This is a genomic window from Actinocrinis sp. (assembly GCF_035605935.1).
Taxonomy (GTDB): Bacteria; Actinomycetota; Actinomycetes; order Streptomycetales; family Catenulisporaceae; genus Actinocrinis.
Map to the genome: position 1 here is coordinate 1 of NZ_DATNGK010000289.1, position 13,865 is coordinate 13,865.

12 protein-coding genes and 1 pseudogene are annotated in these 13,865 nt (G+C 68.6%); 6 read left to right on the forward strand and 7 right to left on the reverse strand.

The features are described 5' to 3' along the window. Window positions 1–486: 486 nt before the first annotated feature. Both VN779_RS23190 and VN779_RS23195 read left to right on the forward strand, forming a co-directional pair. Window positions 487–867, forward strand: coding sequence for a hypothetical protein (locus VN779_RS23190; RefSeq protein WP_325726852.1), 381 nt, complete (start codon window positions 487–489; stop codon window positions 865–867). 701 nt (window positions 868–1,568) lie between these two features. Further along, a complete protein-coding gene (locus VN779_RS23195; protein WP_325726854.1) occupies window positions 1,569–2,042 on the forward strand; it encodes a DUF6884 domain-containing protein in 474 nt (157 codons plus the stop codon). Between the two features lie 328 nt (window positions 2,043–2,370). Here VN779_RS23195 and VN779_RS23200 read toward each other — a convergent pair whose 3' ends face one another. The 3 genes from VN779_RS23200 to VN779_RS23210 are packed head-to-tail and all read right to left on the reverse strand — an operon-like array spanning window position 2,371 to window position 4,663. Next, window positions 2,371–3,381 carry a hypothetical protein gene (locus VN779_RS23200; protein ID WP_325726856.1) on the reverse strand — a complete coding sequence of 337 codons (1,011 nt, stop codon included), beginning with the start codon at window positions 3,379–3,381 and terminating at the stop codon, window positions 2,371–2,373. Then, complete coding sequence (locus VN779_RS23205) at window positions 3,378–4,277, reverse strand: ABC transporter ATP-binding protein (protein ID WP_325726858.1); 900 nt, start codon at window positions 4,275–4,277, stop codon at window positions 3,378–3,380. Before VN779_RS23205 ends, VN779_RS23200 begins: the two co-directional genes overlap by 4 nt. Further along, window positions 4,274–4,663: a GntR family transcriptional regulator gene (locus VN779_RS23210; RefSeq protein WP_325726860.1), complete on the reverse strand. Its 390-nt coding sequence runs from the start codon at window positions 4,661–4,663 to the stop codon at window positions 4,274–4,276. The genes VN779_RS23205 and VN779_RS23210 overlap by 4 nt, the downstream gene beginning before the upstream one ends. Window positions 4,664–4,867: 204 nt before the next feature. Between VN779_RS23210 and VN779_RS26595 the strand changes: the two are divergent. After that, window positions 4,868–4,945 (forward strand): annotated as a pseudogene (locus VN779_RS26595) (cysteine hydrolase); the annotation flags it as partial. Window positions 4,946–5,139: 194 nt separating this feature from the next. Here VN779_RS26595 and VN779_RS23215 read toward each other — a convergent pair. Together VN779_RS23215 and VN779_RS23220 are read right to left on the reverse strand one after the other, a co-directional pair. Next, window positions 5,140–5,913 (reverse strand): maleylpyruvate isomerase family mycothiol-dependent enzyme, encoded by a 774-nt coding sequence (locus VN779_RS23215; protein ID WP_325726862.1) that lies wholly within the window; start codon window positions 5,911–5,913, stop codon window positions 5,140–5,142. Window positions 5,914–6,072: 159 nt separating this feature from the next. Then, window positions 6,073–6,531 carry a hypothetical protein gene (locus tag VN779_RS23220; protein ID WP_325726864.1) on the reverse strand — a complete coding sequence of 153 codons (459 nt, stop codon included), beginning with the start codon at window positions 6,529–6,531 and terminating at the stop codon, window positions 6,073–6,075. Between the two features lie 206 nt (window positions 6,532–6,737). Between VN779_RS23220 and VN779_RS23225 the strand changes: the two genes are divergently transcribed. Beyond that, window positions 6,738–8,429, forward strand: a complete 1,692-nt coding sequence (locus tag VN779_RS23225; protein WP_325726866.1) for a serine/threonine-protein kinase — start codon at window positions 6,738–6,740, stop codon at window positions 8,427–8,429. Next, window positions 8,426–9,154 (forward strand): hypothetical protein, encoded by a 729-nt coding sequence (locus VN779_RS23230; RefSeq protein WP_325726868.1) that lies wholly within the window; start codon window positions 8,426–8,428, stop codon window positions 9,152–9,154. The genes VN779_RS23225 and VN779_RS23230 overlap by 4 nt, the downstream gene beginning before the upstream one ends. A 33-nt stretch (window positions 9,155–9,187) precedes the next feature. Here VN779_RS23230 and VN779_RS23235 read toward each other — a convergent pair whose 3' ends face one another. Beyond that, window positions 9,188–9,355 (reverse strand): hypothetical protein, encoded by a 168-nt coding sequence (locus VN779_RS23235; protein WP_325726869.1) that lies wholly within the window; start codon window positions 9,353–9,355, stop codon window positions 9,188–9,190. Between the two features lie 236 nt (window positions 9,356–9,591). Between VN779_RS23235 and VN779_RS23240 the strand changes: the two genes are divergently transcribed. Beyond that, a complete protein-coding gene (locus VN779_RS23240) occupies window positions 9,592–11,763 on the forward strand; it encodes an alpha-galactosidase (protein ID WP_325726870.1) in 2,172 nt (723 codons plus the stop codon). 70 nt (window positions 11,764–11,833) lie between these two features. On the opposite strand, the gene VN779_RS23245 is transcribed toward VN779_RS23240, so the two are convergent. Beyond that, window positions 11,834–13,801 carry a ferric reductase-like transmembrane domain-containing protein gene (locus VN779_RS23245; protein WP_325726872.1) on the reverse strand — a complete coding sequence of 656 codons (1,968 nt, stop codon included), beginning with the start codon at window positions 13,799–13,801 and terminating at the stop codon, window positions 11,834–11,836. Window positions 13,802–13,865 lie beyond the last annotated feature (64 nt).

Consider the following 13,865-nt stretch of genomic DNA (forward strand, 5'->3'; position numbering starts at 1 on the left):
GAATATCAGAATGCAGACTCGTAATCCTTGAGCCTCCCGCGACGGCAGCGGGTTGCCCCTTACTGCGCCCACGAGCCGTGGAGACCAGAGGCCAAAGCGGCGTCTCAGAAGTTGCCGGGAGGCTAACGGTGCCGGTGGAGACCATAGATATCAGAGTGCGAAGTCCTCGTAACGCGTATGACAATCGATCGAACCGCGACACCGTCGCGCTGCCGGGGACGCCAGCGCCCATCGACGGCGCATAGCCACCTGCGCCAAGGATCGGCACCGGATGATGCCGGCACGGCAATTGCCAGCCCCGGGCGGTACTCCAGCCATACAGCGTGATCCAAGAACAGGCGGGCAACACACTTGTGCGGGCGCACTCACGCCCTCAGGACCTGCACCCAACCGGGTTAGCCCTTAGAAAGTAGTAGGAACGCGATGAGCGAAACATTCGCCCAGGAATTGTGCTCTATGGAGCCATTCAAGGACAGCCTCCGGTGGTTGCTGAGCCGACCGTACACCGCTCCTTCCACCGTACGAGTCGCCGATGGCGAACTGACGATCATCCAGCACCCCGACGAACTGGTCGTCCGGGTGCCGACCGCTGGCCTGAAGATCGTCACGCCCCGCAGGCTGCGGAACATCGACGCCGGAGTGGTCCTGCAGATAGACGGCAAGCAGGTCGCAGTCATGTTCGACTTGGTCTACGCCCGGCAGCAGTCTCGTGCCGCAAGCGAGCAGGGAAAAGGCGCCCTGATCGGGCAAGTCGCCAAGCCCGCCGCCAACGCACGAGGGAATCTGGGCCTAGCCCGCCAGATCACGGCCGAGTTCAGAGCGGCTCTCCTGGCCGGCGGGGCCATCGACACGACGGCCCTCGCCTGACCGGGCCCAGCCACGGCGACATCAGCGCCTCGGGCACCCGGCGGCGACCCCGCGACGGCGTGCCGAAGTCCGGGCGGTTCTGGTCATTACGGCGGCGACTGACACCGCTACAACATGGAAACAGACACTTGGGAATCCTGATCCCAACTCAGCGCAGCTGAGCCGCCCGTAGCACAGCAGTATCGTTATCAGAGTGCTGCTTCGAGGATGTCAGTCTCTTGTGCGACATGCCACCACGTTTTTCTCCGCGTTCAGCGAGCGTGCCGAGCCCGAAGCAGGCTTCTGCCCCATCCAGGGCGACGAGGGTGGGGCGCATTCGACGTCAGGACGCGCCCACCGCGGATTCGTCGTCCAAACCAGCAGCTGTGGACTCCAAGATCAGCAGTACCGTCAGCAGTACCGTCCCGATCGCGGCAGCCATGCGCCGCGCAGCACGGCGGCGCGGCGCCCTGCTCAGAAACGCATGGGCTTGTTCCTCGTAGCACTCAGCGAAGGCGGCGATCGCCGGAGGGAGAGACCAACCAGTTTCCGAGCATGCCGATCTGGCGCTTTCCAGCATCTGTAAAGCGGTCGGCATTACGAAGCACGCGCTGGTGCCGCTACATTCGCCCTGCCCCGCAGGCGGACGTTTCCTGGCTCGGTGCGGTCATCCGTGCGCCTCCCGGCTGGCTTGCTGTGCCGCGATCGTGTACCTATCTGCCATGCCCATGCGCCCCGGCCGTGGATCCACGGCACCGTTCGCCGCGTCCTCGCCCCCCTCGTCGAGCGCAGTGTCCGTCATCCTCGTCGCAGGTGGAAAGGCCCAGCTGAGCAAGCCCGCCACGGCCCGCGACCTGTATGTCAGCCCGCTGTTCGCACGTCGGCGGGCGCGGGCCGAGGCGAGCGGTGTGCCGTGGTTCATTGTCAGCGGCCGCTGGGGGCTGCTCGACCCCGGCGACGTCGTCGCACCGTATTCCTTCTCCCTCGCGCAGCAGTCGGTGAGCTACCAGCGCGCCTGGGGCCGCTTCGTGGCCGAGCAGCTCTGCCTGGTCAGCTCGGTCGGCCGCGGCGACGTCGTCGAGATCTGCGCCGGTGCCGCCTACGCGGCCGCCCTCACCGCCCCGATCGAGTACCTCGGCGCCCGGGTCCGCCGGGCGACCGTGGGCACAAGCGATTCGGGGCACGAGCCGCGATAGCCCCGGGCCGCTCCACAGTCGAGCCTGCCGGTGTTCGCCACAACGCAATCGCCTGAAGCCCTCACCGAGGTCACGCGCCATCACTGCGCCTTCGGCCAGGAAGCACCCTTTACTCAGTGCCGCGCCGTTGCCCGTGCTTGTGCTCCAGGAGCACATTGGCTTCGCCCACCTACTCGCACGAGGCGAACGCGAGATCATGGTGGAAGACGATCCCAGCTGCCACGTAATTCCGTACGTGGTGTCAGATAACACCCTGCCTGCAGGCGAACGCGACAGCGAACGCCAGGTCGGCAATTCTCACTGGGAAGCTCGCTGATAAGTCCTGCGGCTAGTCGCGGTGTCGGCGGATGCGCCAGAAGCAGGCGCCGCCAAGCAGCGCGGCGAGGGCGAGGTAGAACCCTGTCTCAAGCCATTGCAGGGGCCAGTAGTTGTCGGCGGGCTGGTAGGTGTAGTCGATGTGGAGGTTGTAGGGGGCGAGGCAGTCGCCGATCCCGGTGAGGTCTAGCGATTGGTTGTTGAGGCAGGTGCTGACCTGGTTACCAGAGATTTCGTGGCCGGAGCTGTTTTCGAGGTTGGTGGCCGACAGGATCCATGCGTCGGCCTTTCCGGGGCGGAAGATCTGAACCGGCCCGCTGGGGTCGGGGCCGGTCCCGATGCCTTGGACCTGGCTCATGGTGGTGGCGTTGATGGGCATGGTGGCGGCGGTCGAGGGCAGCAGATTCGGGCGCAGCACGGCGGCGAAGACGATCTGCAGCGCGATGAACACCGCAAGTGTGACCGCCATGGCCGGCAGGGTGCGCCGGATGAGCAGGCCGAGGACGGTGCCAAGGGCGAAGGCGAAGGCCGCGTAGCCGAGCGGGGTAACGCCGCGGGTGCCGAAGGTCATCGCGGCGAACCGGTCGTTCGAGCGCTGGTCGAGGGGGCTGGCCCACCAGGTCAGCAGCAGACTGAGGACTGCGGCGGTGAGCAGGGCCGCGAGTGCGAGGATGGCGAGTTTGACCGCGAGCCATCGGGTCGGGGTGACCGACTGGTTCCAGAGCATCCGGTGGCTGCCGCGCTCGAGCTCTGCGGCGATCAGCGGTGCGCCCCAGAAGATCCCTATCAGGGCCGGTGCTGCGAACACGAGCATTTCAAGCAGTCGTTGCTCGGCGTTGTAGCTCCCCTGGAATGAGAGGAAGAACCTGCAGCCGATCTCCGGGTGAGGACAGGCCGCGATGTCGGCGGCGTACGCGTGGTGCATCCGTAGGCCGGTGGTCATCACGTAGATCGTGGCCGCGGCGAGGATCGTCAGGGTCACCGTCGCCTGGAAGCGGAATTGACGCCAGGTCAGCCAGATCATCGGGCACTCTCCACATTGCGCGGGGCGAGGGGTCCGGCCGAGGCGGGGCCGCGTTCCATGTAGGTCAGCACCAGGTCTTCCAAGCCGACCGGTTCACTGACCCAGTCGCCGGGCGGCATCGGGGTGTCGCTGCGCACCATGAACGTCGACTGCCGGTCGGTGTGCTTGGCCGAGACGACCTCGACGCCGGCCGGCAGCGTGTCGGCGTCGCGCCGGGTGCAGGTGATCCAACGGTGGACGGCGGTGAGCTCTTCTACCTCGCCGACCAAACGGACCTGCGCAGCAGCGAGCACGACCAGGTAGTCGCACACCCGCTCGAGATCGGAGATCAGGTGGGAGGAGAGGATGACGCTCGTGCCGTGTTCGGCGACCGTGTCCATCAGAAGCTTGAGGAAGTCGCGGCGGGCGAGCGGGTCGAGGCTGGCGACCGGTTCGTCGAGGATCAGCACTTGCGGGTGTTTGCTCGTGGCCATGGTCAGGGCGAGCTGGGCGCGCTGACCGCCGGAGAGCTTGCCGGCTTTCTGCTTCGGATCCAGGCCGAGGCTTGCGATGCGCGCGGAGGCGAGAGCCTTGTCCCACCTGGGGTTCAGGTGCGCGCCGAGCCTGAGGTGGTCGGCGATCGAGAGCGCAGGCTCGACAGGGGCGTCCTGGGCGAGGTAGCCGACCTTCGCGATCTGCTCGCGCCCGGAGCCGGGGCGCCCTCCGAGCACGGTGATGCTGCCGCTGGTCGGGGTCAGCAGGCCGCAGGCCAGCTTGAGCAGGGTGGACTTGCCGGCGCCGTTCGGCCCGACCAGGCCGACCACGTGTCCGGGCGGGATGTTCAGGGTGCAGTCGGCGAGCGCCCAGCGCGCTCCGAAGCGTTTGCCCAGTGCGTGGGCCTCGACGATCGCGGTCATTTCTCCTCATCGGCGGTGTCGCGGACGGTGGCGCGGATCAGCGCGTCGAGTTCAGCCTCGGTGAGGCCCGCGGCGCGGGCCTTGGCCAGCCAGGCCTCGAGCTCGCGGCGCAGCGGCTCGTGCTCGGTGATCGAGGACTGCGTGAGCGTCTTGGTCACGAAGGTGCCCGCCCCCGGCTTCGCCACGACCAGCCCCGCCATCTCAAGCTCCCGATAGGCCTTGAGCACGGTGTTCGGGTTGATCGCGACCATGCCAACGACCTGCTTGACCGTGGGCAGCCGGTCACCCTCGGCGAGCATGCCGAGCAGCAGCGCCTGCCGGACCTGCTGGACGATCTGCAGGTACGCCGCGACACCGGAGCGCGGGTCCAGCCGGAACTCGATCACCAATCCCTCTATTCATCTAAAGTGTTAGCACTTTAGATGATTGCCGCGGGATGCTGTCAAGGCTTCGTCGTTGTGGTCCCGTTAGCGGGCGCGCAGAACTCCGGTGCGCCGCAGTTGTCGGTATTGATGTGGCCGCAGTTGTCGGTATTGATGTGACTGTCGCGGTGGCACGGCACGCCGCCCCGGGGCGGGGTGAGGGCGACCAAGCTCCGGCGAGCCGGCGTCACGCAAGTCGTGGTCGCCGGCGTGGCGACCAGCATCGGGGTGGAGTCCACAGCCCGCCTTCGCGTCCAGCGCAGCGGGCGCTTCGGGTAACCGCCGAAGGCGCTACGGCCGCTTGTCAGCCAGCGAGGCACGCGACGATGCGGCGCGCCACTCGACCTTGGCGCCGAGTACTGAAGTGCGTGATGGACCAGGTCAACGCGCGAGCGCGCGCACCACTGACAGTTGCGTCACAACTGCGCGTTTTGCCCGTTTTACGCGTTCGGGTCCCAGTCTGCGAGCTGCTCCATCGGCTCGGTGTCGCCGGTGATCTCCAGGCTGTCGAGCGGGACGCGGTCGTAGCAGTAGAGGACCAGTTCGCTCGCTGCGCCTCGCATCGTCATGTCGCCCGGCTCCGCGTCGGCGGCGAGGTCGGCGCAGCGGACGCCGTCGGCGTTGAGGGTCAGGCGCCAGGAGCGGCCCTCCGTTGCGTGCACGTCGATGGTCGCCGGCTTGAACGGCCAGGGGACGGTCGTCGCCGAGACGGTTGTCAGGAACTCGTCGACGCCCTCGACCGCGACGTCGGCGGGCAGTGGCTGCGCGGCGCCCTGGGTCAGTTGGGCGTCGTAGGTGTGGACGGCGATCTCCTGGATCTGGTGCCGGGCCACGGCTCCGCTGGTCTGCGGGGCCTGCGAGCGGCCCCACCAGGTCCAGCAGCCGCGGTCCGGGCCAGCCTCGCGCAGCACGTCGAGCATGAGCTCGGTCGACTCGGCGAGCCAGGCGTCGAGGGCTTCGCGGTCGCGGGGCGCGGTCGGGGCGCCCTTCGGGTCCGTCCTGGCCGGGGGCTGCGCGCCCGGGCCCGCCGCGACGATGGCGGCCTGACGGCGGCGGCCGTCGCCCAGGTGCTGCGCCAGATCGCGCAGCGTCCAATCCGGGCAGGTCGGGACCTGGACGTCGAGCTCCGGGGCGGACGCGATCGCGGCGCGGAACGCGGCCGAGCGGTCTTCGATCAACCGCAGGACCTCGGGGAACTCCAAGATAGTTTGCACGTCGGACTGTGTATCACGGCGCTCCGGCCGTCGGTAGCGAATTAGCCGGCATGAACGCGTCGACGGCCGGAGCGCCGGCGCCGAAGCCGTCCTGATACTCCGCGCACTACGCGCCACCTGCGCGCAGTAGTGACTCGGTTTCAGTCGGCTGACACGCAGTCAGCCGATACTGCCGAGGGTGGGGCGCATGACGTCCTGCAAGGCGCTGCGGCTTGAGCGGTACGCCAGCCATGCCTCGTCGAACGCTGGTTCTCCACGGCGCGCGCCTTCTTGCGCGGCGTTTCGCCACGAGATGAAGCAGTCGAAATAGTTCTCCGCCTGTTCCCTGACGCTCGCTGGAGCTTCCAGCATCAGCGCGAATCTCGCGGTCTGCACATCGTGATCGCGCAGCGCCGTCAGGATCGCGTCCTGCCAGCCGGGCTGGCGCTCGCGGGATGCATGCCACACCTGCTCGCCGGCCTTGGTCATGTTCGTCAGGAAAGCGATATACGACGCTTTGAGCGTTTCGCGCTTGCGATCGCCGCGGCCGAGCGACCAGCGCGCGCGCTCCGTCAAAACTGCCGATCCGATGCCGGCCGCCGCACCGAGTGCCGTTCCTATCGGCGTGACCCAATCCATGGAAGCAGGCTACTGACTCACGGCGGACAGTGCTGCGGCGGCGGGCCGGGATGCGGATGGCCGGCGGCTGCCCCAAAGGGCCGGACGCACGCAAATGCTTCCGGCGCACGCTGTGCGTCGCTACGATGGCTCGGCTTGACAAGGACGCGGTATCAACAGCCGCTTCTGGGGGGATTGGTATGGATTCGGCGAGTGACGCCGCTGATATGGCGGTTTGGACCCTTCCGGGGTACCGCCATGAGCGGGAATTGGGCTCCGGCGCCACCGGACGGGTCATGCTGGCCCGGCACGATGCCACCGGCACGCCAGTCGCGATCAAGTACCTGGTTCGCACGCTTCATTCGACGGCTGAGTTCCGCGCCGCGTACCGGGGCGAGGCCGTGCTGCTCAGCGGGCTGGACTCGCCGCACGTGGCGCGGCTGTACGAGTACGTGGAGAGCGAGCACGGCGCCGCCATCGTCATGGAACTGGTCGAGGGCATCGCGCTTAGGGACCTGCTGCGCGCTGAGGGCGCGACCACTCCCGAGGCGGCGCTGGTCGTGCTCAAGGGCTCGCTCCTGGGCTTGGCCGCGGCGCATGAGACCGGCGTGGTGCACCGCGATTACAAGCCCGAGAACGTCCTGGTGACGCCGCGGGGCGTGTCAAAGCTCGTCGACTTCGGCATCGCAGCGCGTTCGGGCGAGACAGGAGCTGCCGCCGGCACACCGGTTTACATGGCCCCGGAACAGTTCTCCGGCGAACCGGCGCATCCTAGCGCCGACGTCTACGCGGCGACGGCAACGTTCTTCGAGTGCGTTACCGGGGATCGGCCGTACAGCGGCACGACCGTCATGGAGCTGATGATTCAGCACACTCAGGCGCCGATCCCCGACGAACTCGCGCCCGAGCACGTACGAGCACTGGTTCGCAGCGGACTGGCCAAGGCGCCACGGGAGCGACCGGCGAGCGCCTCCGCGTTCGTAGCAGCACTCGAAGACGTAGCGCGCGCGGGATACGGCGAGGATTGGGAGGAACGGGGACAGCGCAAACTGGCGACCCTGATCGCGATGCTGCCCCTTCTGCTGCTCGCGGGCGCCCCTGGCGTCCCGTCCGCCTCGACCACGTTCGCGACGACGGACCTTGGCTCGGGATCGCCGCCGAGAGGCAAAGATCAGTCTCCTGAGTCGCCTCGAGAGTCCCGGCCGCGGGGCCACCGGCTGCGTAGTCGAGCAGTCAAGGCAATCCTCAGCGCGGTGGCCGCGGGCGCGGTGGTCGGGGGCTTGGCCGCAGTCGCCGCGGCTTCCCATGGAGGCGGGGGCGGCGGTGCCGGTCCGGGCACAGTCGCGGCCGGTTACGGTGCCACCAGCGGCGCGACGACGTCGGTGGCACCGACCGTTGCCGAGGGGCCACAGGCCTCTGACTCCGCGACGTCCGCTGCGAACATGCGGGGTCCCTCAGCCTCGCCCTCCGCATCGCCAGGTGCCCCCTCCATCTCACCGACCGCGGACGCTGCCCAGACCTCGCAACCCTCGAGCACTGCTAAGAGTCCGAGTGCCGCGCCATCGTCAGCGCCTCCGCCTCCGGTGCTCCACGTGCGTTCCGTGGCCATCACCAAGTTCGGCTGCTCGGGCAATCACGGCGCCGGGGCGACCGTTGCAGTGACGTCGGATGGCGCTGCCGCGGGAACCCTTTACCTCGCCTGGTACTACACGGATGCGAACGGCGCGCAGCATTCCGTCGGCGCCTCCTCGGTCACGATCCCGAAGGGGCAGACCGACTTCGTCAATGCGACGGCCTACTTCCAAAGCTTCGGGAATCAAGGCGTGTACTGGGGCCTGACGGTCTCCACGAATCCCGCGGCCACTCGAGGCAATGGCTCGACGTCGACCGTCCTCGCCGCCGCCTGCGAGATCTCATGACCAGCGACGAGCGCGAGGGGCCGCGGCACTGGACTCCGCCCGCGGAACCGACCATGTCCACGGTGCCGATGGTGCACGCGACGCCCACGGCGCCTGCGACCGAGCCACTGGTGCCTCCAACGCAACTGCTCGTGCCCGCGACGCGGCCGCTGCCCGGACTGGAGGCGGCGAATCAGGTCACGATCAATCTCTCGGCGCCGGCCTCCGGCGAACTATTGCGCTTCGGGCCCGGCGTGCCGGAGCCGGCAGCGGTCGCAGACCTGAGTCAGGCCACTGCCATCTGGCGCGGGGAGGCACCGCCGACCGAAGGTGACGACGCGCGCCGCCGCCGGCGTCGGCGACTGATCAGTTGGCTGCTGCCGCTGCTCGTCTTCATCGCCGTGCTCGCGATCCTCTTGTGGCAGCGCTCCGGTCCATCCCTCACGGTGACCGATGCCGCCGTCCTCGCTGCGTCGCCGACGCTAAGCTGCGACGGAACGGCGACCGTTACCGCCACGATGCACACCAACGGCGCCAACGGCGCGATTACGTACCGTTGGCGCCGCAGCGATGGAACCGTCTCGGACGCGCTTCGTCAGCAGGCGGCAAAGGGATCAACCGATGTGCGTGTAGTGCTGCTGTGGTCGTTCCACGGACGGGGCACGATGAACGCGACCGCGACGCTTGAGGTGCTCGGCCCGAGCCAGCTCAGCGCATCCGCCAGCTTCGCCTACTCCTGCTCCTGACCGCGGCGCGCCGCGGCGGATCGGACGAGAGCGTCAGTGCGTGGAGAGCGCGATGATGATCAGCACGATGGCGAACACAGCCAGGATCGCCAGGTCGCTTGGCAGTCTCCTGCGACGGCTGTAGTGGCTACGGTTGTAGCGACCGTAGTGCCGCCTCGGGTACAGCCTTCTGCGATGCGCATAGCCTCTGGCGTACGGCATCGATCCTCCTTGGGTGGGACGTCGTGCGGTGCCGCGTGGTCGCTTGACGCACTCGGGTACCCGGGCGCGGCCGTTGTATGTGGGCGCATACGTGGGGCGCGCACACGGCGCGCGGAGAAGAAGATCGCCGCAGGTCGGGATGGGCGCGGTCAGAGCAAGCCATTGCGTCCGGTTCTGCGCGGTCTCTAGGATGAACTCGTCGGTTCACGTTGACAAATGTTGGAATTGAGAGCGCCGTGGACGAAGTGCGTGAGGCCGCAGTGGGCGCGGCCGCAGCTGGATTGATCTCGCTTTCGGGCGGCGGGGTGGGCTTGGTGCTCGACGCGTCGGGCTCTGGGCTGCCGGAGGTGTTGTACTGGGGCGCCGACCTCGGGCTGCCCGCACACGGCGGCGGCGAACACGGCGACGGCTCCGCGCGCCTCGCGTTGAGCCGGCCCGGACCTGCGCATCCGTTAATCCCATCGCAGGGCGAAGGGTGGTACGGACGACCAGCGCTGAGCGGGCACTGGGAGGACGGGGCTTGGCGACCGCTGCGATTCGCGCTGACGGAGCCGGTCGCGGTAGCGGGCGCGGACGAGGGAGCCGACGGCGGCGGGACGATCGTGGCGCGGGCAGCGGACTTGGCGGCGGGGCTCGCGCTGGAGAGCCAGCTGGAACTGAGCCGAGAAGGGGTGCTCAGGATCCGGCACGCGGTCACGAACACCGGCGCCCTGCCCTACCTGCTCGACCGGCTCGCGGCGCTGATGCCCGTGCCCGCGCAGGCCGTCGAGGTGCTGGACTTCAGCGGCCGCTGGTCCCGCGAGCGCTCACCGCAACGAGCCGCCGTGCGGCAGGGTGCCTGGGTGCGCGAGAACCGGCGCGGCCGCACCGGGTTCGACGCCGGGCCGCTGATCGCCGGGACCAACGGGTTCGGTTTCCGGTCCGGGCAGGTCTGGGGCGTGCACACCGCGTGGAGCGGCAACCACGTGCAGTATCTCGAGCGGCTGGCGGACGGCGGCGCGGTGCTCGGCGGCGGGGAATTGCTCGAGCCGGGTGAGATCAGGCTGCTGACCGGGGAGACGTATCAGACCCCGTGGGTGTACTTCGTGTCGGGTGACTCAGGGCTCGATGAGCTGAGTCTGCGGCTGCACCGGAAGCTGCGGGCGCGCGCCGTGCACCCGGTCACGCCGCGGCCGGTCACGCTCAACATCTGGGAGGCGGTCTACTTCGACCACTCGCTGGATCGCCTGCTGGACCTCGCGGACAAGGCCGCGTCAGTGGGAGTTGAACGCTTCGTCGTCGACGACGGCTGGTTCCGGCACCGCAGGACCGACAACGCGGGGCTCGGCGACTGGTACGTCGACGAGACCGTGTGGCCGAACGGCCTGCATCCGCTGGTGGAGCGGGTCCGCAAGCACGGCATGCAGTTCGGGCTCTGGTTCGAGCCGGAGATGGTGAACCCTGATTCGGACCTGGCCCGGGCCCACCCCGACTGGTTCCTGGCCGATCCGGCGCGCCTGCCGGTCGAGCACCGCAACCAGCAGGTGCTCGACGTGGCGCGGCCGGAAGCCTTCGCGTACCTGCTGGAGCGGCTCGATTCGCTGGTGGGCGAGTACCGGATCGACTACATCAAGTGGGATCACAACCGGGATATCGCCGAGCCGCTGCACGACGGTGTTCCGGGCGTGCACGCGCAGACCTTGGCCGTCTACCGGCTGTTCGACGAGCTGCGCGCGCGGCACCCAGGCCTGGAGATCGAGTCCTGCTCGTCGGGTGGTGCGCGGGTGGACCTGGGCGTCCTGGAGCACACCGACCGGGTCTGGGGCTCGGACAACATCGACCCGATCGAGCGGCAGTCCATCCAGCGCTGGACCAGTCTGCTGATTCCCTACGAGCTGATCGGCGCGCACATCGGCTCTTCCCCCGCGCACGTGAGCACGCGGGCCACCGAGTTGTCGTTCCGGGCGGCCACCGCGCTGTTCGGGCACGCCGGCATCGAATCCGACATCACCGGCTGGGACGAGCACGAACTGGGCCGGCTCGCCGACTGGATCGCGCAGTACAAGCGGCTGCGGCCGCTGCTGCACTCCGGCGAGATCGTGCGCGCGGACCATCCGGACCCGGCCGCGTGGCTGCACGGCGTGGTCTCGCAGGACCGGTCACACGCACTGTTCGCTTACGTGCAACTGGAAACCTCGACGTTCGAGCACGCGGCGGCGCTGCGTTTCCCCGGACTGAATCCGCAGGCTGATTACGAGCTGACGGTGTTGCCGGTCGTGTCCGCGGTTCGCGAGACCTGGCCGCGGTGGGCGGCGCAAGACCGGCCGATCGTGATCGCGGGCAAGCTCTTGTCGATGGCGGGGTTGGCGGCGCCGCAGCTGGTGGACAAGCCGGGGCAGTCGCTCGTGGTCGAGTTGCGGCAGGTGTAGCGCGAACGAGGAGCAACGCCGAGCGCCGGGGACCGCGAACGGTCCCCGGCGCTCGGCGTTGTGACGTATATCAGAAGTCGAACAGCTCGGTGTGGATCCGGCGCCAGGAAATCCCGGCCTTGCGCAGGTTCTTGATCGTCGAGCGCGCCATCGCCGGCGAGCCGCAGATGAACACCTCGCGCTCGTCGAGATCTGGCACCATTTCGCGCAATCGGTGCGGAGCCATCGGATCCTCGCGCGGGGTCTTGCCGCGCTTTCCGAGCACCGGCACGTAAATCAGCCGTCCGTCCGCGTCCATCTTCTCCAGTTCGTCCGCCATCAGCAGATCCGCCGCCGAAGACGCGCGCTGAAGGAACATCACGTCGCCCGGGCCGCCGTCCAGCGCTTCCGCGATAGCCCGCAGCGGGGTCACGCCCACGCCGCCGCCGACCAGCAACACCCGCTGCCGCCGGCGCAACTCGGCCGTGAACGCGCCGTACGGACCGTCCGCGATGACCCGGATACCGGGGCGGATGCGGCGCTTGAGCCTGCGCGTGTAGTTGCCGACGCCCTTGACCGTCAGGCGCAGCACTCCGTTCGTGGGCGCCGCGGACAGCGAGAAGGGGTGCGTCTGGTACCAGAGGCCGCGGCCAAGGAAGCGCCAGCGGAAGTACTGCCCGGCTTGCGCGCCGAGCCGGTCCACGTTGACGCCGCCGACGTAGATCGAGATCGTGTCCGCCGACTCGACGACGACGCCGACGACGCGCAGCCGGTACTTGAGCGTCCGGCTGACCGGAACCCACACGCGGTAGAGCAGGATCGCGGACGCGACCACGACATGCATGGCGATCCAGGTGTCCTTGGCGTACGCGTTCCGGGTGAACTGCGCGCCCAGGAAGATCTGGTGGAAGAACGCCATCACCGCGGCCGGATAGGCGACCAGGTGGAGGCTGTGCCAGCGGTCATAGCCGAGTTTGTGCCGGAAGTGCTTGATCGACGAGACGCCGATGGCGATGAGCAACGCGTAGCCGCCGGTGGCCATCAGCACGTACGGATATGTCCCGAAGATGGACTTCACCACGTCGCTCGGCTTGGCCTGCAGGCTCATCGAATAGCCGGCGATGACCAGCCCGGTGTGCGCGGCCAGCAGCACGATCAGGTACGCGCCGAGCCCGCGGTGCAGCGTCGCGAGCCAGGAGCCGATCCGCCGCTCCAGCCACGGGATCCGCGCCATCAGCGCGACCTCGATCAGCAGCAGGTACGCGCCGAGCAGACCGGTGAGCTGCGCGCCCATGATGTACTCGTCGCCCAGGTGCTGCAGCCGCGAGGCCGGGGTCTGCAGCCACCACAGGAAGATCACCTCGGCGCCGCCGGCGAAGGCCAGCAGCACCAGCACCCCGGCCAGCGCGTGCCGGGAGAGAGCCGGGCGCGCGTAGGTCCACGCCTTCGCCGGGTCGACCCACCACTGGGTCAGGCCGGGCCGCTCGGGTATCGCGAAGCGGTCCGGGGGCGCGGCCACATAGCTGCCCGTCGTCGCGCCGAACTCCTCGGTATCCGGGCTCATCTGACGCGGTATCGCACGATGCGTGCCGGTGCTGGTCATGTCCGGCCTGACCGCACGATGCGTGCCGGTGGCCGTCACATCCGTTCTGACAGCCCGGTGGGAACCAGTGGCTGTGACGTCCGGCCGCACGGCGCGGTGCGAGCCGGTGCTGGAGACCGAACCGGGACGGCTGCCGGTGGCCGGGCCCGCTCCGGGTCCGAGAGCCGAGCGGGTCGCGCCGGACGGCGCGGCGGTGCGCTGCGCGGACGGGTCGGTGATCGCGACATGACGGCCGGTGTTCGTGACGTCCACGTGCCCCTGCAAGACAGCATGCTGCTGGGCGTCGTAAGCGGCCCACTGCTGCATCAGCAGACGCTGCTTCTCGCGCAGCATGCGCTCTTCCTCTTGGCGGCGCAGATACTGTTCACGCTGCTGCTGCACCCATTGCGGGGCAATACCACCAAGCCAGGGGAAGTCTCTCAGCCAGGCTGGATCGCCATCGGCTTGGTCGGTCATCGCGGACTCCGTTCACTGTCCGAGCTGGCGCTGCCCCCCAGTGGCACTGGAATTGCAACAGACC